19 protein-coding genes are annotated in these 19,687 nt (G+C 63.3%); 13 read left to right on the top strand and 6 right to left on the bottom strand.

The features are described from left to right. Positions 1–81: 81 nt before the first annotated feature. Positions 82–876 carry a glutamate racemase gene (gene murI / locus AC13CE_RS03100; RefSeq protein WP_221540932.1) on the bottom strand — a complete coding sequence of 265 codons (795 nt, stop codon included), beginning with the start codon at positions 874–876 and terminating at the stop codon, positions 82–84. Positions 877–990: 114 nt separating this feature from the next. On the opposite strand from murI, the gene plsY reads away from it, so the two are divergent. From plsY to AC13CE_RS03075, 5 genes are all read left to right on the top strand, one after another. Continuing rightward, positions 991–1,596: a glycerol-3-phosphate 1-O-acyltransferase PlsY gene (gene plsY / locus AC13CE_RS03095; protein ID WP_482971437.1), complete on the top strand. Its 606-nt coding sequence runs from the start codon at positions 991–993 to the stop codon at positions 1,594–1,596. Positions 1,597–1,622: 26 nt separating this feature from the next. Continuing rightward, on the top strand, positions 1,623–2,711 hold the full coding sequence (gene dprA / locus AC13CE_RS03090) for a DNA-processing protein DprA (protein ID WP_221540930.1): 1,089 nt from the start codon (positions 1,623–1,625) through the stop codon (positions 2,709–2,711). Between the two features lie 85 nt (positions 2,712–2,796). After that, positions 2,797–4,356, top strand: a complete 1,560-nt coding sequence (locus AC13CE_RS03085) for a vWA domain-containing protein (RefSeq protein ID WP_482971436.1) — start codon at positions 2,797–2,799, stop codon at positions 4,354–4,356. Positions 4,357–4,427: 71 nt separating this feature from the next. After that, positions 4,428–6,998, top strand: coding sequence for a type I DNA topoisomerase (gene topA / locus AC13CE_RS03080; protein WP_221540928.1), 2,571 nt, complete (start codon positions 4,428–4,430; stop codon positions 6,996–6,998). Next, entirely contained in the window at positions 6,998–7,180 is a 183-nt protein-coding gene (locus AC13CE_RS03075; protein ID WP_221540927.1) for a hypothetical protein, read from the top strand. The genes topA and AC13CE_RS03075 overlap by 1 nt, the downstream gene beginning before the upstream one ends. Before the next feature lie 9 nt (positions 7,181–7,189). Here the strand turns inward: AC13CE_RS03075 and AC13CE_RS03070 are convergent, their stop codons facing one another. From AC13CE_RS03070 to lepB, 4 genes are read right to left on the bottom strand one after another with little or no spacing between them, the layout of a single operon-like run. After that, complete coding sequence (locus AC13CE_RS03070) at positions 7,190–8,443, bottom strand: MgtC/SapB family protein (RefSeq protein ID WP_221540926.1); 1,254 nt, start codon at positions 8,441–8,443, stop codon at positions 7,190–7,192. 13 nt (positions 8,444–8,456) lie between these two features. Continuing rightward, positions 8,457–9,377: a GTPase Era gene (gene era, locus AC13CE_RS03065; protein ID WP_221540924.1), complete on the bottom strand. Its 921-nt coding sequence runs from the start codon at positions 9,375–9,377 to the stop codon at positions 8,457–8,459. After that, on the bottom strand, positions 9,374–10,045 hold the full coding sequence (gene rnc, locus AC13CE_RS03060) for a ribonuclease III (RefSeq protein WP_221540921.1): 672 nt from the start codon (positions 10,043–10,045) through the stop codon (positions 9,374–9,376). The genes era and rnc overlap by 4 nt, the downstream gene beginning before the upstream one ends. Further along, positions 10,042–10,893, bottom strand: a complete 852-nt coding sequence (gene lepB, locus AC13CE_RS03055) for a signal peptidase I (RefSeq protein WP_221540919.1) — start codon at positions 10,891–10,893, stop codon at positions 10,042–10,044. The genes rnc and lepB overlap by 4 nt, the downstream gene beginning before the upstream one ends. Before the next feature lie 52 nt (positions 10,894–10,945). Between lepB and pgi the strand changes: the two genes are divergently transcribed. Beyond that, the gene (gene pgi / locus AC13CE_RS03050) at positions 10,946–12,526 is read left to right on the top strand and encodes a glucose-6-phosphate isomerase (RefSeq protein WP_482971435.1); all 1,581 of its coding nucleotides are present in this window, start codon (positions 10,946–10,948) and stop codon (positions 12,524–12,526) included. Between the two features lie 66 nt (positions 12,527–12,592). Here pgi and AC13CE_RS03045 read toward each other — a convergent pair whose 3' ends face one another. Next, entirely contained in the window at positions 12,593–12,877 is a 285-nt protein-coding gene (locus AC13CE_RS03045; RefSeq protein WP_221540916.1) for a GIY-YIG nuclease family protein, read from the bottom strand. Between the two features lie 308 nt (positions 12,878–13,185). On the opposite strand from AC13CE_RS03045, the gene AC13CE_RS03040 reads away from it, so the two are divergent. The 7 genes from AC13CE_RS03040 to leuB all read left to right on the top strand — a co-directional run bounded on the left by AC13CE_RS03040 (position 13,186) and on the right by leuB (position 19,665). Then, on the top strand, positions 13,186–14,553 hold the full coding sequence (locus AC13CE_RS03040; RefSeq protein WP_482971434.1) for a DEAD/DEAH box helicase: 1,368 nt from the start codon (positions 13,186–13,188) through the stop codon (positions 14,551–14,553). Positions 14,554–14,621: 68 nt separating this feature from the next. Next, positions 14,622–15,974, top strand: coding sequence for a glutathione-disulfide reductase (gene gorA / locus AC13CE_RS03035; RefSeq protein WP_221540913.1), 1,353 nt, complete (start codon positions 14,622–14,624; stop codon positions 15,972–15,974). A gap of 38 nt (positions 15,975–16,012) precedes the next feature. Then, complete coding sequence (locus tag AC13CE_RS03030) at positions 16,013–17,032, top strand: NAD-dependent epimerase/dehydratase family protein (RefSeq protein WP_221540911.1); 1,020 nt, start codon at positions 16,013–16,015, stop codon at positions 17,030–17,032. A 101-nt stretch (positions 17,033–17,133) separates the two neighbouring features. Next, positions 17,134–17,691, top strand: coding sequence for a TspO/MBR family protein (locus AC13CE_RS03025; RefSeq protein WP_482971433.1), 558 nt, complete (start codon positions 17,134–17,136; stop codon positions 17,689–17,691). Positions 17,692–17,722: 31 nt separating this feature from the next. Beyond that, on the top strand, positions 17,723–17,968 hold the full coding sequence (locus tag AC13CE_RS03020) for an accessory factor UbiK family protein (protein ID WP_221540908.1): 246 nt from the start codon (positions 17,723–17,725) through the stop codon (positions 17,966–17,968). 32 nt (positions 17,969–18,000) lie between these two features. Then, positions 18,001–18,597, top strand: a complete 597-nt coding sequence (gene recO / locus AC13CE_RS03015) for a DNA repair protein RecO (RefSeq protein ID WP_221540906.1) — start codon at positions 18,001–18,003, stop codon at positions 18,595–18,597. Then, positions 18,598–19,665: a 3-isopropylmalate dehydrogenase gene (gene leuB / locus AC13CE_RS03010; protein ID WP_221540904.1), complete on the top strand. Its 1,068-nt coding sequence runs from the start codon at positions 18,598–18,600 to the stop codon at positions 19,663–19,665. It abuts the gene before it with no gap. Positions 19,666–19,687 lie beyond the last annotated feature (22 nt).

Here is a 19,687-nt window from a genome sequence, read left to right as displayed (position 1 = left end):
TCTGCGGCAAAATATGGCGCTGCACATAGGCAAACGCGCCGGGCTTTGCCACCGCGATCTTTGCGAACGACTCGCAAATCCTCAGAACTTTTCGAGGATATCGATTCCATAGTTCGCAAAGGCCCGGTCGAGCTTCTCGAAGTCTGCCAGTTCACCGGTGGTCACGGCGAAATCGGGCTTTGCGCGGGCGAACTCCTGACCCTTCGTCAAGAAGGCGATCCGCTGCGCAATTCCCTGCGCGCCATGGACGAAGGTGATGTCCTTGCCCATCGCCTCGCGCAGTTCGGGTTCGAGCAAGGGGAAATGGGTGCAGGCAAGCACGACGGTGTCCAGTTCGCGCCCGCCGGGCTGGAGAACCAGAGCCTTCACCTCGTCCGCAACGGCACCGATGCTGACCTCTTCGCCGCGCAGTTTGGCCTCCGCGATCGCGACGAGGCCGTTGGCACCATGCCGCAACAGACGCTTGCCCGAGGCAAACTCCTGCTCGAGCTTGTCGACATAGGCCTGACGCATGGTCGCTTCCGTGCCGAGCAGGCCGAATGTGCCGGTGCGCGTGATGCTTGCCGCCGGCTTGATCGCAGGCACGGTGCCGACGATCGGCGTTTCCAGCACCTCGCGCACCATTCCGAGCGCAATGGTCGAGGCGGTGTTGCAGGCGATGCAGATCAGGCGCGGATGGTAACGCTCGGCCATACGCCCGAGCAGGCCGGCGACGCGTGCGGCGACCTCGGCCTCGCTCTTCGCACCATAGGGAAGCCCGGCGATGTCGGCCGCATAGATTACCGGTGCTGCGGGCAGGAGCTTGCGCAGTTCGCCAAGGACCGTGAGTCCGCCGACGCCGGAATCGAACAGCAGGATAGGGGAATTTTTGTCCAAAGCTTCGAATCCGTTCGGGCTGAGCTCTTCGAAGCCCTGCTTTTTCTTCCAAAACGGTCTTAAAAGGAAGTACGGCCCTTCGACAAGCTCAGGGCGAACGGTTAGGGAAAAGAAATGGATATCGGGACCGATTTTAGCATCAACGTGCTCTGGGCCGCTCTGCTAGGCTATGCTTTTGGCTCGATACCCTTCGGCCTGATCCTCGCGAAACTCGCGGGCAAGGGCGACATCCGCCAGCAGGGCAGCGGCAATATCGGTGCGACCAATGTGCTGCGAACGGGGAGTAAGGGGCTGGCTGCGGCGACCTTGTTGCTCGACCTCGCGAAAGGCCTGGTTCCGGTTCTGCTCGCCTATCGATATTTTCCGCAGGAAGTGGGCTTTGCGGCGCTCTTCGCGGTGATCGGGCACTGCTTCCCGGTGTGGCTCGGCTTCAAGGGCGGGAAGGGCGTGGCGACCAATGCCGGGGTATGTTTCGGGCTCGCCTGGCAGCTGGGTGCGATTTATGCGGTAGTCTGGATCGCCGTCCTGGCGATCACGCGGATAAGCTCGCTGGCGGGGATGGCCGCGGTCGTCGCCGCTACAGTCGCTGCGGTGATATTCGGCTGGACCGCCTTGTCGGGATTTCTCGCGATTATCGCCGTGCTGGTAATCTGGCTGCACCGCGAGAATATCAAACGTCTGGCTGCTGGCACCGAACCCAAGGTCGGCTCGAAAGGGTGAACGAGGTCTGCCATCCTTCTCCTGCAATGTTGACGCAGGAAGAGGCTTTTGCCCGCATTCGCCTGCTGCGTTCGCCCAATATCGGGCCGGTCAGCTATTCCATGCTGCTGGCGCGATTTGGCACGGCGGCAGAAGCGCTGGCCGCGTTGCCCGATCTGGGTGGGCGGGGCGGAAAGCAATATCGTGCAGCGCCAGCCGACCGGATCGAGCGCGAAGTCGAGGCCGTCCGGAGGGCAGGCGCGAAATATCTCTTCCACGACCAGCCCGATTATCCGCGCCTGCTGGGCGAAATGGACGGCTCGCCGCCGATACTGACATGGCGGGGAGACATCTCGCTTGCGTCGAAGCCCTGCGTGGCCATGGTCGGCGCGCGCAACGCCAGCGCTGCCGCCGTCAAACTGGCGCGCGATTTCGCCAAGGGTCTTTCGCAATCGGGGTTCACCGTTGTATCCGGCCTTGCACGCGGGATCGACGGCGCGGCCCACGAAGGTGCTTTTCCGCAGACCACCGGGGTGATCGCCAGCGGAATCGACATCGCCTATCCACCGCAGCACTCCGAGCTTCAGGAGCGGATCGCGCAGGAAGGTCTGCTGCTGGCGGAACAGCCGCCGGGGACCGAGCCGCGCGGCAGCCACTTCCCCAGCCGCAACCGCATCATCGCGGGACTGGCGGCAGGTACGCTGGTGGTCGAGGCCGCAGTCAAGTCGGGCAGCCTGATCACCGCGCGGCTGGCAGGCGAGGCGGGCAGGGAGGTGATGGCGATCCCCGGCAGCCCGCTGGAGGCGCGCAGCCATGGCTGTAATCACCTCATTCGTGAGGGCGCGGTCCTGGTTCAATCGCCCGAAGACGTCACCGAACTGCTATCGGGTTTCGAAGGTGCGCCGCGCTCGACGTTCCGTGAGCCCGTTTCCCCATTCGAGTATACGCCCGAGGATCTGGCCGACGTAGAACCTGCGGACATTGCCAGCCTCCTGACCACGGCACCAGTCTATGTTGACGAACTCGTGCGCCAGTCGGGGCAAGGGGCCGCTGCGGTGCAGCTAGCACTGCTGGAACTCGAAATCGCAGGGCGTTTGGAGCGTCATGCTGCCGGGAAGGTCAGCCTGTCATCCTGACATTTGCCGCTCGTCAGCAACGGTTCATCTTCCCTACGCATTGTTATGTGACAGAATATCATGAGGTCTGCCGGGGAGAGTCGAGATGAAGAAGCTAATAGCCGGAGCCTGTTGCCTGTCCCTGCTGGCGCCGGGACCCGCAATATTGCAGGCGCAGAATAGCACGACGCCTATCACCGCATCATCGGTCCGTACCTATTGTCACACCCCTGCACCGCTACCCGAACTGGGCCGGGAAGCCGTCGTCAATCAGCAGCAGCCGCGCCGCACTCCGCCCCCACCGGCCATGGCTGTCGCTCCTACAGCCGATGTTGCAACGGAAGGTGCCGTACCGAGCGCGCCTCCGCCTCCGCCACCACCCCCACCGCCGCCTCCTGCCTCCGCTGGCGAGCGTGATGGAACCAGCGTCGTGGTCACCGGCAGCCGCATCGAGCGCGAGGAAGGGGCTGCCGCATCGGACGTCAGCCGTTCCATGCCCGGCTACCCGCCGCCCCCCTATCCCCCGCGTCCGCCGCAGCCGCGTCCGCAAAGCGGGTTGCTGACGGCGGGCGAACACGACGACCTCCTCAACCCCGAACTTTACGCCGATTACGTCCGCAAATCCGATCTCGGCCAGCGGGTGCAGGCACTGCCGGTGCTCGACACATCGCGCATCCTGCGGGTCGAAGCGCGCGATAGCCGCGGCCGGGCCGTTCCCTTCATGCCGATCGAGCTGCGCTGCGAGGATGGCAATTCGATCATCCTCAATTCGGTCGCCGATGGCAGCGCGGTGTTCTTCCCCGGCCTCGACCGGTTGAGCAATACAGTCTGGGTGCGGGCAGGCGGCAGCGAGTGGCGCATGCTGCGCCTTGCCGATGCCCCGGGCGCGCAGAGCGTCACGATCCGCAGCGACGATGCCGCCACACCAGTGCGCCAGCTCGACCTTGCGCTGGTGGTCGACGTGACGGGCTCGATGAGCGACGAGCTTCGCTTCCTGCAAGCGGAACTGCGCTCGATCATCGACTCGCTCGAAGCGCGGCACAGGGACATCGATATCCGCGTCGCCTTCAGCTTCTACCGCGACGAGGGGGACGATTTCGTCACCCAGACTTTCGACTTCGACAGCGATATCGCACGGGCGCAGACCCGGCTTGCCGCCCAGCATGCCAATGGCGGCGGAGATTACGAAGAAGCGATGCAGGATGCACTCGTCCGCGCCGCGCAGCTCGAATGGCGCGGAGATGCAGTGAAGTCGCTGCTGCTGGTCGGCGATGCACCGCCGCACGACGAGGATATCCCGCTGACTTGGCTCGCTGCCGAGCATCTGCGCTCGGAGCGCGTGCACGTGGTCCCGGTCGGTGCTTCCGGCGTGGCCGATGTGGCCGAATACGTCATGCGGGCGATGGCCGCGGCCACCCAGTCGCGTTACACCTTCCTTACAGACGACAGCGGGATCGGCAATCCTCATGCCGAGCCGGCAATCGATTGCTACCTCGTCACCCGGCTCGACCAGCTGCTGCGCCGCGTGATCGACAGCCAGATCTCCGGCCGCCGCATCGAACCGGAAAAGAACGAGGTTATCCGCGCGGTGGGACAATATGATGCAGGCAAGTGCATCCTGCCGCCCGATTTCGCACGCCGGTCGAAAGCGAACGAAGATGCTTGACGCTGTGTGAGGCCGATCCCCATTTTCGCGCGTATACGCACGTACACACGTAAGGGATTGCCTCACACCTCATGCAACTGGTCATCGTAGAATCGCCGGCAAAGGCGAAGACAATCGAGAAATACCTCGGCAAGGACTTCAAGGTCCTCGCCTCATACGGTCACGTCCGCGACCTGCCGCCCAAGGACGGCAGCGTTCGCCCGGACGAGGACTTCGCGATGGACTGGGAGCTCTATCGGGACAAGCAGAGCCGCTTCAAGGAAATCGCCGACAACGCCAAGAAGGCGGACCGGCTGGTTCTCGCGACCGACCCTGATCGCGAGGGCGAAGCGATCAGCTGGCACGTTCGCGAGCTGTTGCAGAAGCGCAAGGCCCTGCCTGCGAAGGTCGACCGCGTGACTTTCAACGCGATTACGAAGCAAGCGGTTACCGATGCGATGAAGGCCCCGCGCGAGCTCGACCAGGACCTGATCGATGCCTACCTCGCCCGCCGCGCGCTGGACTACCTTTATGGCTTCACCCTCTCGCCGGTACTCTGGCGCCGCCTTCCGGGTGCGAAGAGTGCGGGCCGCGTGCAGTCGGTCGCGCTGCGCCTGATCGTCGACCGCGAGATCGAGATCGAGCATTTCCGGGCCGACGAATACTGGTCGGTCCTTGCAAAGCTGGAGCAGGACGGGACCGAGTTTGATGCCCGGCTGGTCAAGTTCGACGGCAAGAAGCTGCAGAAGCTGACGCTGGGCGACGAAGGCAGCGCCAAGGCGGCGAAGAAGGCGGTCGAGGATTCGCGCTTCATCGTCGAGGAGATCGAAACCAAGCCGCTGAAACGCAGCCCCGCGCCGCCGTTCACCACCTCGACCCTGCAGCAGGAAGCATCGCGCAAGCTCGGCTATTCGGCCAGCCACACGATGCGTCTGGCGCAGTCGCTCTACGAGGCCGGACACATAACCTACATGCGTACCGACGGCGTGCAGATGGACGGCAGCGCGATCGATGCCTGCCGCAAGGCAATCGCAGATCGCTACGATGCCTATTACCTTCCCGACAAGCCGCGGTTCTACGCCACCAAGGCGAAAAACGCGCAGGAGGCCCACGAGGCAATCCGTCCGACTGATTTCAAACGCGACCGCGCGGGATCGGGGGATGAGGGCAAGCTCTACGACCTTATCTTCAAACGTGCGATGGCCAGCCAGATGGCTTCCGCCAATCTCGAACGCACCACGATCACCCTTCGCGACGGCACGGGCAAGCACGAGCTGCGCGCGACTGGTCAGGTGGTGAAATTCCCGGGCTATTTCGCGGTCTATCAGGAAGGCCGGGACGAACCCTCGGAAGATGACGAGGACGGTCTGCTGCCGAATGTGAGCAAGGGCGACAGCCCGCTCAAGAAATCGGTCGAGGCGAACCAGCATTTCACCCAGCCGCCGCCGCGTTTCAGCGAGGCCAGCCTTGTGAAACGGCTGGAGGAACTCGGCATCGGTCGTCCATCGACCTATGCCTCCACCCTCCAGACCCTGCGCGATCGAAACTATGTCCGGATGGAGAAAAACCGTTTCTTTGCAGAAGAATCGGGGCGTCTTCTCACGGCGTTTCTCGAACGGTTCTTCGAAAGATACGTGTCCTTCGATTTTACCGCCGGGATGGAGGGCGAACTCGATACCGTCTCCGATGGGCGCGAGGAATGGAAGAAGCTGCTCGCCGATTTCTGGCGCGACTTCAAACCCAAGACCGAAGAGGTGATGGAGAAAAAGCCTTCGGAAGTAACCGAGGTGCTGGACGAGTTTCTATCCGACTATCTTTTCCCCGAACGCGCCGACGGCAAGGATCCGCGCCATTGTCCGCTGTGCGAAACGGAGGGTCGCGAAGGCGGACGGCTGGCGCTGCGCGGAGGCCGCTACGGTGCGTTCGTCGCCTGTGCCAACTATCCCGAATGCAAGTTCACCCGCCAGTTCGCCAAGCCCGGCAGCGATGGGGACGATGGCGCGAACGATGGCGCGATGGGCGAGGATCCGGAAACAGGCCTGCCGGTCGAGCGCAAGACGGGCCGTTTCGGCCCATATATCCAACTGGGCGAGGGTAAGGATGCCAAGCGCGCCAGCATTCCAAAGGATATCGACGACTTCGATCTCGAATGGGCGCTCAAGCTGCTCAGCCTGCCGCGCATCGTCGGCATGCATCCGGAAACGGGTAAGGAGATCGAGGCGAATATCGGCCGATACGGCCCCTATCTTCGCCATGATGGCAAATATGCCAAGCTGACCAGCACCCGCGATGTGTTCGACACCGGCATGAACGCCGCCGTTTCGCTGCTGGCCGAAGCGGCCAACCGCAAGGGCGGCGGACGCGGCAAGGCCGAACCGATCAAGACGCTGGGCGAACATCCGACCAGCGGCGGCGAGATCAAGGTGATGCCGGGGCGCTATGGCCCCTATGTTACCGACGGCACCACCAATGCCACGATCCCCAAGGACGTGAAGCCTGAAGACGTGACCGAGGCACAGGCCATCGAACTCATCGATGCCCGCGCAGCCAAGGGTCCGGCGAAGAAAAAGGCCAAGAAGAAGGCGGCGCCGAAGAAGAAGACCGCTGCGAAGAAGAAAGCTCCGGCCAAGAAGAAGGCCCCGGCGAAAAAGGACGCGGACTGATGGCGAAGGAGCGTTTCGAGCGCCACAAGCAACCTTGGAAATCCGAAGAGGCCGGCCAACTCCGCACGCTGGCCGGCAAGGGCAAGGGCCTGAAGGAAATCGCCAAGGCCATCGGCCGCAGCGAGGAATCGACCAAGGACTTCGCCAAGAAAAACAAGATCGAGATTATGAAGAAGCGGTAAGTGGCGGGGTTAGAGCCGGGCGTAGCCAATCACGACGCTCGCTGCCAAAGCCACCATGCTGGCTCCGAGCGCCAAGGCGGCCGGGCGGGCCTCGCGCTTCCCATAGGCGAGCGTCACGCCCAGTTTGACAGCCATATTAGCGAGGATCGTGCCCGCGATGGCCAGTGCTGCGAGGCCGGGTGCGATTGTGCCCGGTTCCAGCCCGCCTGCGGTAACGATTGCCGCATCGACGTCCATGCTGCCCATCAGCAGCAGGAGCACGGCGATGCCCTGCTCCCCGAATTCGCCCTGCGCCCAGCGCGCCGCGACGGCGGCGGTCGCCACGAAAATTACGAAGGTGAGCGCCGGCACCAATGCGATGGGATTGCCCGGCGGTGCGGGGCCGGTCGTTGAAGGAGCCTTGCGATAGAGCCACCAGGCCGCGGCAAAGCCGACGATCAGCGCTGGTGCGACGACGATCACGAAATGGGGGAGAAGGCTCGTCGCGAGGACCGCGACAAGCACGACGACCCGTAGATACATCACTGCGCTTGCCAAGGCGATTCCTGCGTTCTCTGCTCCGCCCCCGTTACCCACACCGATTTTCTGGGCGAAGGAATGGGTGACGGCTGTCGAACTGTAGGCCCCACCGATCACGGCGGTCGCGATCGTTCCGTGGCGAGCACCGAACAGGCGGTTGGCGACATAGCCGGCGAAGGAGAAGCCCGTGACGATGACTACCACGAGCCACAGATTGCGCGGCTCCCAGGCGTCGTATGGACCGAAGCGGCCCTCGGGCAGAAATGGAAACACCGCGAGCGCAATGACCGCATAGCGCGCAAAAGCCTTGATATCGTCTTCGTCCAACGCCCCGACCCAGCGATGCACCTCGTTGCGCAGCGCGAGGAGTAGCGTGACCACTGCTCCTCCTGCCACGGCCAGCATCGCCTCGCCCGACCCGGCAATGAAGCCGAAGCCCATAGTCACCATCGCGGCAATTGCCGATGTGGCATCCGGCCGGCCGTTGGCGCTAACCGCACGGGAATAGCCGATCGCCACTATCGCCGCGGCTCCGGCGACGAGCACACCCGCGACGATTTCATAACCCGAGAGTGCAAGCCGACCGGAGAGGCCGGCGGTGACTGCAAGCAGGGTAAAGGTCCGGATACCCGCAACGCGCTGGCCATCCTGGGCTCCGCGCAGCTTCCAGCCACGTTCCAGACCGATCATCAGACCGACGGCAAGTGCCGCGCCAAGGTGGCTCAGGGTGTCTGACCAACCCATCGCCGCGAGAGCCTCAACGGGTCCAGTCGAGGCCCATTTCCTCGAACATTTCCTTGTCTTCGCTCCAGCGCTCGTCGGTCTTGACGTGGAGGAAGAGGTGGACCTTCTGGCCCAATAGTTCGCTCAGCTCCTCGCGCGCGGCCTGGCCGATGGCCTTGATGCGGCTACCGCCCTTGCCGAGCACGATGGCGCGCTGGTTGTCGCGCATCACGACGATCTGCTGGTGGATCTCGACGCTGCCGTCCTTGCGCTGGATGTATTTCTCCGGCCTCACGGCGCTGTCGTAGGGCAGTTCCTCGTGCAATTGCTGGTAGAGCTGCTCGCGGGTGATCTCTGCGGCCAGCAGCCGTTCGCTGGCGTCGGAGACCTGGTCTTCGGGATACATCCACGGACCTTCGGGCATCAGCTCGGCAAGCGCCTGCTTCATCTCGGGCACGCCGTCGCCGGTGAGCGCGGAGACGAAATAAACTTCGGAAAATTCGACCTTCTCGCCCAGCTCCTGCGCCAGTGCGAGCAAAGGCTCCTTCTTCGCCACGTCGACCTTGTTGAGCACGAGGATCTTGCGTTCGGGCCGGTCCTTCAGGGCCTCCACCAGAGGCTCCAGTTCGTGCCGCCGCTGCTTGATCGGATCGACCAGCAGCAGCACCGCATCGGCACTTTCCGCGCCTTCCCATGCGGCGCTGACCATCGCGCGGTCGAGCCGGCGCTTGGGCGCGAAGATGCCGGGCGTGTCGACGAGGATCATCTGCGTATCGCCGTGCAGGGCAATGCCCAGCATGCGGGCACGGGTGGTCTGCGCCTTGGCCGATGTGATCGCGACCTTCTGGCCGACCAGCTGGTTCACCAGCGTGGACTTGCCCGCATTGGGCGCGCCGATCACGGCCACGAGGCCGCAGCGCGATTCCCGCTCACCCTGAGCCTGTCGAAGGGTCATCCGAACTTCTCCATGAATTCCTTGGCTGCGGCCTTTTCGGCTTCGCCCTTGCTGTTGGCGGTGGCGGTGGCCTCGCCTACCTTGTGGACCTTTACCCGGACGGTGAACTGCGCCGCGTGATCGGGGCCGGAACGGTCGACCACTTCGTATTCGGGGGGCTTGCGGCGGTTACCCGCGGCCCATTCCTGCAATGCGCTCTTGGGGTGCTTGCTTTCGCCCGCGCCGCTTTCCAGCGCCGGGCGCCAGAGCTGGTGAACGAGATCGCGCGCCGCTGCGAAGCCGTTGTCGAGAAACTGCGCGCCGAGCAGCGATTCCATCACGTCGCCCAGGATATTGTCGCTATCCGTTCCGCCATCGGCGCGGGCCTGCTTCGAAATGCGCATATGTTCGGACAGGCCGATCCCGCGGGCCACGGTGGCGCACATCTGGCGGCTGACGATGGCGTTGAGGCGCTGGGCGAGCTTGCCCTCGGGCGCCTCGCTCCGTTCGTAGAGCCAGTGCGCTATGGACAGGCCCAGCACGCGGTCGCCGAGGAATTCGAGCCGCTCGTAATCGTCCTTCTCCCCCATGCTGCCGTGGGTGAGGGCAGCCAGCCAGAGGCTATCGTCGCGGACCGTGAAGCCGGTCGCCTCCAGCCAGCCGCGCGTTTCGGGCTTGAGGCCTTTCATATATCGCTGCCGATCCGGTCCCAGCGGGCCGCGGTGAACCACGTCCAGGGCAGCAGCCATTCGGCGCTGCCATCGGTCGACCACAGTACCATGCTGGCGCGCGCCACCAGCAGGTCCGCATCGACAAGCCCCACGCCCCCACCGGGTGTGGCCGGGAAGCGGCTGTCGAGCGAATTGTCGCGGTTATCGCCCATCACGAAGATCTTGCCCTGCGGCACCACGATCGGCTCGAAATCGTCCTGCATGGAGCGCCCGAAATCGATCGTGGCATAGCTTTTACCGGAGGGCAGAGTCTCGATGACCTGGCGATAGCGACAGGTGCTTTCGCCCACGATAATTCCGCCATCCGTGCGGCACTGGGTGTTGGCGCTCATCGGGATGTCGACGAATCCGCCGCGTTCCTGCGGCAGGGGGTCGCCGTTGAGATAGACCGTTCCGCGCCGCACGGCGACCGTATCACCCGGCAGGCCGATCGCGCGTTTCACATAGTCGGTGCCGTCGACCGGATGCTTGAAGATCACCACGTCGCCGCGCTCGGGCAGGTCGGCGAAGATGCGTCCTGGGATCAGCGGAGCCTCGAACGGCAAAGAGAGGCTGGAATAGCCATAGGGCCATTTCGCCGCGACGAGATAATCGCCGTTGCGCAGGCCGGGCAGCATGCTTTCGCTGGGAATGGTGAAGGGCGAGAAGATGAAGCTGCGGAAGATCAGCACCACGGCCACCAGCTTCAGGACGAACTTGAGGAAATCTCCCCAGCTTTCCTGCTCTTCCTGCGGCGTGTCGGTTGCGGCGGTTTCTGCCGGATCGATATCGGCATCCGGCTGTATATGGCGGGGGTTCTCATTCATCGCCGAAAGCCCTAGTCGCACAGGCGCGACCATCAAAGGATTTTTGCCCGCCATGACCAAATCTGCCGCCGCTATCTGGACCGATCTCGCCAGCCTGCCGCAGCCTACCCTGCTCGAATTGTTCAGCGCCGAACGCGATGGCGGCGAGGGTGTGGACGAGCCGGGCGGGGCGGAGCGTGTGGCGATGCTTTCGGGCAGGATCGAACTGGCCGGCGATACCGCAGAGGACCTGATGGCACCGGGCGGCATACTGTTCGACTGGTCGAAGACCCATCTCGACCGCGCGGTTCTGGCGAAATTCGCCGAACTGGCCGAGGCGATGGACTTTGCGGGCCAGCGCCGCAAGCTGTTCGCGGGCGAGGTGGTCAATCCGACCGAAGGCCGCGCCGCCGACCACGCCACCCTGCGCGGGGTGGGCGACGAGGCGAAGGCGGAAGAAGCCGCCGCGCTGATCGACCGCATGGGCATGCTGGTCGAGGCGATCCACCAAGGGGCCCTCGGCGAGATCGAGCATCTCATCCATATCGGCATCGGCGGCAGCGCGCTGGGGCCCGCGCTGGGCGTGGACGCGCTGAGCCGTGACTTTGCCCGCTGCGATGTCCATGTCGTCTCGAATATCGATGGCGTGGCGCTGGAAGCGGCCTTTGCGAAATGCGATCCGGCCAAGACGCTGATCGCGGTGGCGAGCAAGACCTTCACCACCATCGAGACGATGACCAATGCCCAGAGCGCGCTCAAATGGCTGGCCGACAACGGCGTATCCGATCCGGGTGGCCGGGTGGTGGCGCTGACCGCCAATCCCGAAGGCGCGGTGGAATGGGGCGTCGACGAGACGCGCATCCTGCCGTTCCAGGAAAGCGTCGGCGGGCGCTATTCGATCTGGTCCAGCATCGGCTTTCCCATCGCCATGGCCGTGGGGATGGACGATTTCCGCGAAATGCTGGCCGGGGCAGCAGCGGTCGATGCCCATTTCCGCGACGCGGGCGTGGCCGAAAACCTCGTCCTGCGCGCGGCCTTCGCCGATCTCTACTACACCCGGGTGCGCGGTTGCCAGACGCGCGCCGTTTTCGCCTATGATGAGCGGTTGGGTCTGTTTCCGGACTATCTCCAGCAGCTGGAGATGGAGAGCAACGGCAAACGCGTGACTGCGGACATGCAGCCGGTCGACGGCCCGACCGCGCCCGTCACATGGGGCGGGGTGGGAACCGATGCGCAGCATGCCGTGTTCCAGCTCTTGCATCAGGGCACGCACCTGATCCCGGTCGATTTCATCGCCAGCATCGCCCCGGGCGACGCTCTGGACCCGGCGCATCATCGCATCCTGCTGATGAACTGCTTCGCGCAAGGAGCGGCGCTGATGGCGGGCAAGAAGGGCTCTGACCCGGCGCGCAATTATCCCGGCGACCGTCCCTCGGCGACGATCCTGTGCGACGATCTCGATGCCGCCACGCTGGGCGCGCTGATCGCCTTCCACGAACACCGCACCTTCGCCAATGCCGTGCTGATGGGGATCAATCCCTTCGACCAGTTCGGCGTCGAACTGGGCAAGCAGATGGCAAAAGCGATCGAACAGGGTGGCGAGGAGTTCGATGCGAGTACGGAGGGGCTGTTGAAGGTGGCGGGGTTAGGTTGACGAGGTGTCCGATTACGACGCCTGACCCTTTATCGTCATCCCAGCGAAAGCTGGGATCGCTATCGGTCAGGCGAGCCGTTCGTAGAGATCGCTCCATTCGGGATTGATCTGCTCGATCAACTCGATCTTCCACGCCCGTTTCCACGCTTTAAGCGCCTTTTCGCGCGCTATGGCAGCCGCGATGTCATCGTGCTTTTCGGCGTAGACGAGCCGTTTCAACCCATAGCGACGGCAGAATGACGAACCTTTGCCCGTTCGATGTTGCTCGATGCGGGGCGGAAGATCGGAGGTGACGCCGATGTAGAGTACACCGGCGCGCTTGTTCGTCATGATATAGACCCAGCCGCCCATTTTTCGGCCTATACACCAGGCGGAGAGCGATCCCAGCTTTCGCTGGGATGACGGGAGAGGGACGCTGTCGGCACTTTGACTAACACCGTCACTTCGCAATTCGATTGACTTTTTGCACTGCAGCATCCACATGACGGCCATCGAAGCGCGCTAGCCAGCGTGAAGTGGCGATTGGCAGACATCCATCGCCCCGGCCGCGCCTCGGTCAATTTTCCAAAGACTTCCCTTTTCACGCGGGTCGTTTGACACCCGCGCCGCGCGAGCTGTGACTCTGCGCGCCGCATATTATGCGAGCTAAACACTCAAACATGACACAGTTTACCGATCTCGGACTTTCGCAGCCCGTGCTCCAGGCCCTCGACATGAAGGGCTATACCACGCCGACGCCGATCCAGGCGCAGGCCATTCCTCCCGTGCTCGAAGGGCGCGACCTGATGGGCATCGCCCAGACGGGTACCGGCAAGACCGCCGCCTTCATGCTCCCCAGCATCGACCGGCTGCGCGATGCCGAAAACCAGACACCGTTCAAATCCTGCCGCATGCTGGTGCTTGCACCGACGCGCGAACTGGCCGGACAGATTGCCGAAGCCGCAAAGGACTATGGCGCACTTGCCGGTCTGAAGGTGCACAGCATCGTCGGCGGCACCTCGGTCAACAAGGACCGCAACAAGCTGCACCGCGGCACCGACATCCTCGTCGCCACGCCGGGCCGTCTGCTCGACCTGATCGACCAGAAGGCGTTCACGCTCGACAAGGTCGAAATCCTCGTCCTCGACGAAGCGGACCAGATGCTCGACCTCGGCTTCATCCACGCCCTGCGCCGGATCAGCGAGCTCGTACCCGACAACCGCCAGACGCTGTTCTTCAGCGCCACCATGCCCAAGCAGATCCAGGAACTGGTCGGCAAATATTGCCGCAACCCGGTCAAGGTCAGCGTGACACCCGAAAGCACCACGGCCGAGCGGATCGACCAGTATCTCTTCATGGTCCAGCAGGACGAAAAGCAGACGCTGCTCGAGATGATCCTGTCCGAGCGCCATGCAGTCCCCGGCAAGTTCGAGCGCGTGCTCATCTTCGCGCGGACCAAGCATGGCTGCGACAGGATCGTGAAGAAGCTCAGCCAGAGCGGCATCCCCGCCAACGCCATCCACGGCAACAAGAGCCAGCCGCAGCGCGAGCGCGCGCTGGACGAGTTCAAGCGCGCCAAGACACCGATCCTCGTCGCGACCGACGTGGCCGCGCGCGGGATCGACATCCCGGGCGTCAGCCACGTGATCAATTACGAGCTGCCGAACGTGCCGGAACAATATGTTCACCGTATCGGACGTACCGCGCGTGCGGGCCGTGACGGGGTGGCCATTGCCTTCTGCGCCGAGGACGAACGCGATTATCTCAAGGATATTCGCAAGAAGACCGACGCGGAATTCGAGCGTCTGCCGCTTCCCGACAATTTCCGCGCAGTTGTGGAAGGCGTCGGGCCGACCAAGCGCGAACAGAAGCCCAAGCTGGCGCGGCCCAGGGTCCGTCCCACGGGCGATGCAGCGGCCAGGAAGCCCAAGCAGAAGCACCCGGCGCGCAAGGGCCGGCCTGCAGGTGCGGGCGAAGGAAAGCCGCAGGGCGGTCGTCCGGGCGGCAACCGCAACCGCAATCGCAACCGGCGCCGCAGCCAGGGTTGATCGCGCAAGCGGTTGCCCTTGTAACTCCCACTCGCCATATCGCGCGCTCACGCTGACAGGAGCGCCGTATGGCTGACGAATACGATTACGACCTTTTCACCATCGGTGCCGGGTCCGGCGGCGTGCGCGCAAGCCGCGTGTCGGCGGCGCATGGTGCGAAGGTCGCGATTGCCGAGGAACACCGGGTCGGCGGCACCTGCGTCATCCGCGGCTGCGTGCCGAAGAAGATGCTCGTCTACGGCGCACATTTTGCCGAGGACCTCGAGGATTGCCGCCGTTTCGGCTGGGAGATCGGCGAAAAGAAATTCGACTGGAAGACCCTGCGCGACAATGTCCTTGCCGATGTCGACCGGTTGGAAGGGGCCTATACCGACACGCTCGAGAACCACGATGTCACGATCTTCAACGAACGTGCGGAGATAACCGGCGCTCACGAAATCACGCTCGCCAGCGGACGCAAGGTCACGGCGAAGAACATTCTGATCGCCACGGGTGCGCGCCCACGGATGCCGGAATGCCAGGGCGCGGAACACGCCATCAGCTCCAACGAGGTGTTCCATCTCGACGAACTTCCGAAGAAGATCATCATTGCCGGCGGCGGCTACATCGCGAATGAATTTGCGGGTATTTTCAACGAGTTCGGCTGTGAAGTTCACGTGGTAAATCGCGGCGACCGTCTCTTGCGCAGCTATGACGAAGCGGTCCGCGACCGGCTGCTCCAGATCTCGACGACCAAGGGAATCCAGTTCCGCTTCAATACGACCTTCGAATACATCAAGCCGTGCAAGGATGGCGGCTACTTCGTGAAGCTGTCGGATTGCGACGAGGAGAAAGCCGACCTCGTGTTGTTTGCCGTCGGGCGCATTCCCAACACCGAAAATCTCGGCCTCGACAAGGCCGGGGTCGTTATGGGTGAGAATGGCGAAATCAAGGTCGACCGCTTCTCCAGGACCAGCGTCGATCACATCTATGCCGTCGGCGACGTGACCGACCGCGTGCAGCTCACCCCCGTCGCCATCCGCGAGGGGCAGGCCTTCGCAGACACGGTATTCGGCAAGGGCGAACCGGTGGCGGTCGACCATAGCTGCATCCCCAGCGCAGTCTTCAGCCATCCGCCGATCGCGGCGGTCGGCATGACCGAGGGCGAAGCCAAGAACAAGCTCGGCAGCGTGAAGGTCTACCTCTCCGACTTCCGCCCGATGAAGAACGTCCTGGCGGGCCGCAACGAACGCAGCCTGATGAAGATGGTGTGCGATGGCGACAGCGGAAAGATCGTCGGCATCCACATGATCGCGCCGGAAGCGCCGGAGATGATGCAGGCCGCGGCAATCGCGGTGAAGGCCGGACTGACCAAGGCCGATTTCGATGCGACTACGGCGATCCACCCGACCATGGCCGAAGAACTTGTCCTGATGCGCTAGATGGCTAGGCTGCCGCCAAACACAGGTGGGAGCGCAGCATGACAGGCACGATACTGGTAACAGGCGGCACCGGCTACATAGGCGGGGAGGTCATCGACCAACTCCTCGCCAGGGGATACACCGTCCATACCACGGTGCGAGATGCAGCGAAGAGCGAAGCGAAACTGCGCAGGCGCTGGCCCGATGCAGGTGAGAAGCTGAAGGTCTTTTCTGCCGATCTCCTGTCGGACGAAGGATGGGCACAGGCCAACGCCGGGTGCGATGCGGTGATGCATGTGGCATCGCCGTTCCCGCTCGACGTTCCGAAGAATGCGGACGATCTCATCATTCCGGCTAGGGATGGAACACTTCGAGCGCTAGAGCATGCGCTCAGTGCCGGTATCAAGCGCTTCATTCACACCAGTTCTGCAGCGGCTATCGCCTATGGGCAACCACACAAGAACCATTTCGATTACACCGACTGGACCGACCTGACGAAGAAGCCACCGCCCTATATCCAGTCCAAGACCGTCGCCGAACGCGCCGCGCGCGACTGGGTAGCCATGAACGCGCCGGACATGGTATATTGCTCGATCAATCCGGTCGCCGTCTTCGGTCCGGTCTATGACGACGACATGTCCACCAGCGTCGAAATGGTGAAGAAGATCGTTGACGGCTCGATTCCGCTGATCCCGAACATGGGCATATGCATCACCGATGTGCGCGACGTAGCCGAGGCGCATATCCGCGCGCTCGAAGCTCCCGCCGACACGGTCCGCGGCGAACGCTTCCCGACTTCCCAGAAGTTCATGTGGATCAGCGAGATGGCCGATACGATCCGCGCACGGGTGCCAGAGCATGCCGGCAAGGTGCCTACCCGTCGGATGCCCGATTGGCTGGCAAAATTTCTCGCGCTTTTCATGCCCGAGATGCGCCAGATCAAGGGTGAGCTGGGAAATGTTCGCGACGTGTCGGGCAAGCATACCGAGGAGAAGCTGGGCTACCGCTTCATTCCCGCCGAACAGACGCTGGAAGACACGGTCCGCAGCCTCGTCGCGAAGGGTATAGTGAGGATCTGAGGTGTAGCGGGGTGCGTGCCGGATCGAGCGTGATTGCGCTCATTGCTGCGCCGCGTCACAAGGAAGCATGACGATTCGGGGCGCTTGAGGGACTTTATGCCATGAACATGCTGGCTTCACGCGGACAGCTTCGCGCCAGTTTCATTCGCTGGGCGCTCTTCACAGTGCCGCTATGCGTGTTGCTCGGTTTCCTTTCCGGGCAGCTAGGGGCTGGTGCGGATAGCGCGTGGTTCCAGGCTCTCGAAAAGCCGTCTATTTTCCCCGAGCCAAAGTGGTTCGGCATCGTCTGGACGATCCTCTACGTGATGATCGGGCTCTCGGTTGCCCTTGTTGCTTCGGCATGGGGAGCGCGCGGACGCACGGCGGCGCTGTGGATGTTCGCCGTTCATTTCGTGCTCAACCTCGCATGGACGCCCGTGTTCTTCTCCATGCAGCAGATCACTGCTGCCTTGGTCGTCATCGCACTGATCGTGCTGACCCTGCTGGCGGTGATCGGCCTGTTCTGGAAGGTGAGGAAACTCGCCGCGCTCCTGCTTCTGCCCTATCTCGCATGGGTCTGCTTCGCCACGCTGCTCAACTACGAATTCATGCGCCTCAATCCCGATGCGGAAAGCGCGGGACGCGGCGATGCGATCGAGCGGGTGCGCATCGGCAATTGAACTGCAATCGTTGCCAGCCTAGATAGCTGTTATGCAAAGCCAGAATCCGATGATCGCCGATTTCGTCAAACTCGCCAATTCGGCGGCCGGAACGCTTGCCGGCATGACTCGTGAAGCACGTGAGACGGCACGTGAACGCGCCAAAGAAGCTTTTGGCGGGATGGATTTCGTTACTCGCGAGGAATTCGACGCGGTCAAGACGATGGCGGCCAAGGCACGCGAGCAGGCCGAAGACCTTGCCGCCCGTGTCACCGCGCTGGAAGCCAGGCACAAGTGAAGTATGCCTCTGCCGCAGGGTAGGGGTTCTCAATGCAACTTCGTGCACCCGCTATCCTGATCGCTGCCCGCTCTCATGGCGAGACGGCGGTAATAGCGCGGTTATTCACCGAGAAAAGCGGAGTGGCGGCGGCCTATGTCGCAGGCGGACGTGGAAGACAGCTACGCCCGGTCGTGATTCCGGGCAATCTGGTCGAAGCCGAGATCCGTGCTAAGTCCGACAGCCAGCTACCTTTCGCGCGGCTGGAGCTGGCACGAAGTCGCGGCCCCTGGTTGACCGAACCGCTACCTGCCGCTGCCATTGCGTGGACCTGCGCGCTCACCGCGAGCGTCCTGCCGGAACGCAGCCCGTATCCCAGCCTTTACCGGGCGCTCTCCGCCCTGCTCGACGCGATCTGCAACGCGCCGTCGGCGCGGGGTTGGGCACCGGCGCTCGCATCCTATGAAGTACTGTTGCTGCGCGAGATGGGATATGGCGGCGCCAAGCCGGAGATAGCGGGGCTTGAGCAAGCTCTGGAAATTCTGCGTGCCAGTGAGGCCCCGATTGCCCGCTATCTGCTTGCCGATACCCGCGCCGACGTTCTAGCCGCTAGGTCTCTCCTGATGCAGCGGCTCGAACGGATGGCCTGAATGAAGATTGCGATTTTTCCCGGTGACGGGATCGGCCCCGAAGTAACTGCCGAGGCGAAGCGCGTGCTAGAGGCGCTCTCGCTACCACAACTCTCGCTGTTCGAGGGTGATGTCGGAGGAATAGCCTACCGGCGGCATGGTACGCCCCTACCGGAGGAAACGTTGAAGATGGCTCGCGCTGCCGATGCAGTGCTTTTCGGTGCAGTCGGCGATCCTACCTGCGATGAGTTGCCGCGCGAGCACAGGCCCGAACAAGCCATCCTCGGCTTGCGTAGCGAGCTCGGCCTCTTCGCCAATCTGCGACCTGCGGCGGGCTATCCCGGGCTCGAGGATATGTCGTCGCTGAAACCCGAAGTGGCACGCGGGATCGACCTGCTCGTGGTGCGCGAACTGAACGGCGATGTCTATTTCGGCGAGAAGGGAGAGCGTGCCAGCGAGGACGGACGCGAGGGGTGGGACGCCATGTCTTACAACGAAACCGAGGTGCGGCGCATCGCCCATATCGGATTCCAGGCCGCGCAGAAGCGGCGAAAGCGCCTCACCAGCGTGGACAAGGCGAACGTGCTGGAAACCAGCCGCATCTGGCGCGAGACGGTGATCGAGGTCGCGCGCGAATACCCCGACATCCAGCTCGATCACATGTATGTCGACAATGCCGCCATGCAGATGGTGCGCAGTCCTGGCCAGTTCGACGTGATCCTGACCGGAAACCTTTTCGGCGACATCCTTTCCGACCAGGCGAGCGCATGTGTCGGCTCCATCGGCCTGCTCGCCAGTGCCAGTCTCGGCGAACGACGGACCGAATTCGGCACGTTCGGCCTTTATGAGCCAATTCACGGCAGTGCGCCCGATATTGCCGGGGAAGGAAAGGCCAACCCCGTCGCTGCGATTCTCAGCCTGGCTATGCTGCTGCGCCACTCGCTCGGACGGGAGAGCGATGCGGGCCGGATCGAACGCGCCGTGGCGCAGGTCGTGGCCAGCGACGTGCGCGGCGCGGACCTCGGGGGAACCGCTTCTACCGGTGAGATCGGTGATGCCGTCCTGAGGGCGCTTGCCGCAGTGTCTTGAATTCCCGATTGATCCGCGCCAG

Source organism: Qipengyuania sp. B-5, from assembly GCF_056857815.1.
This window is presented reverse-complemented; position numbering and strand designations above follow the sequence as displayed.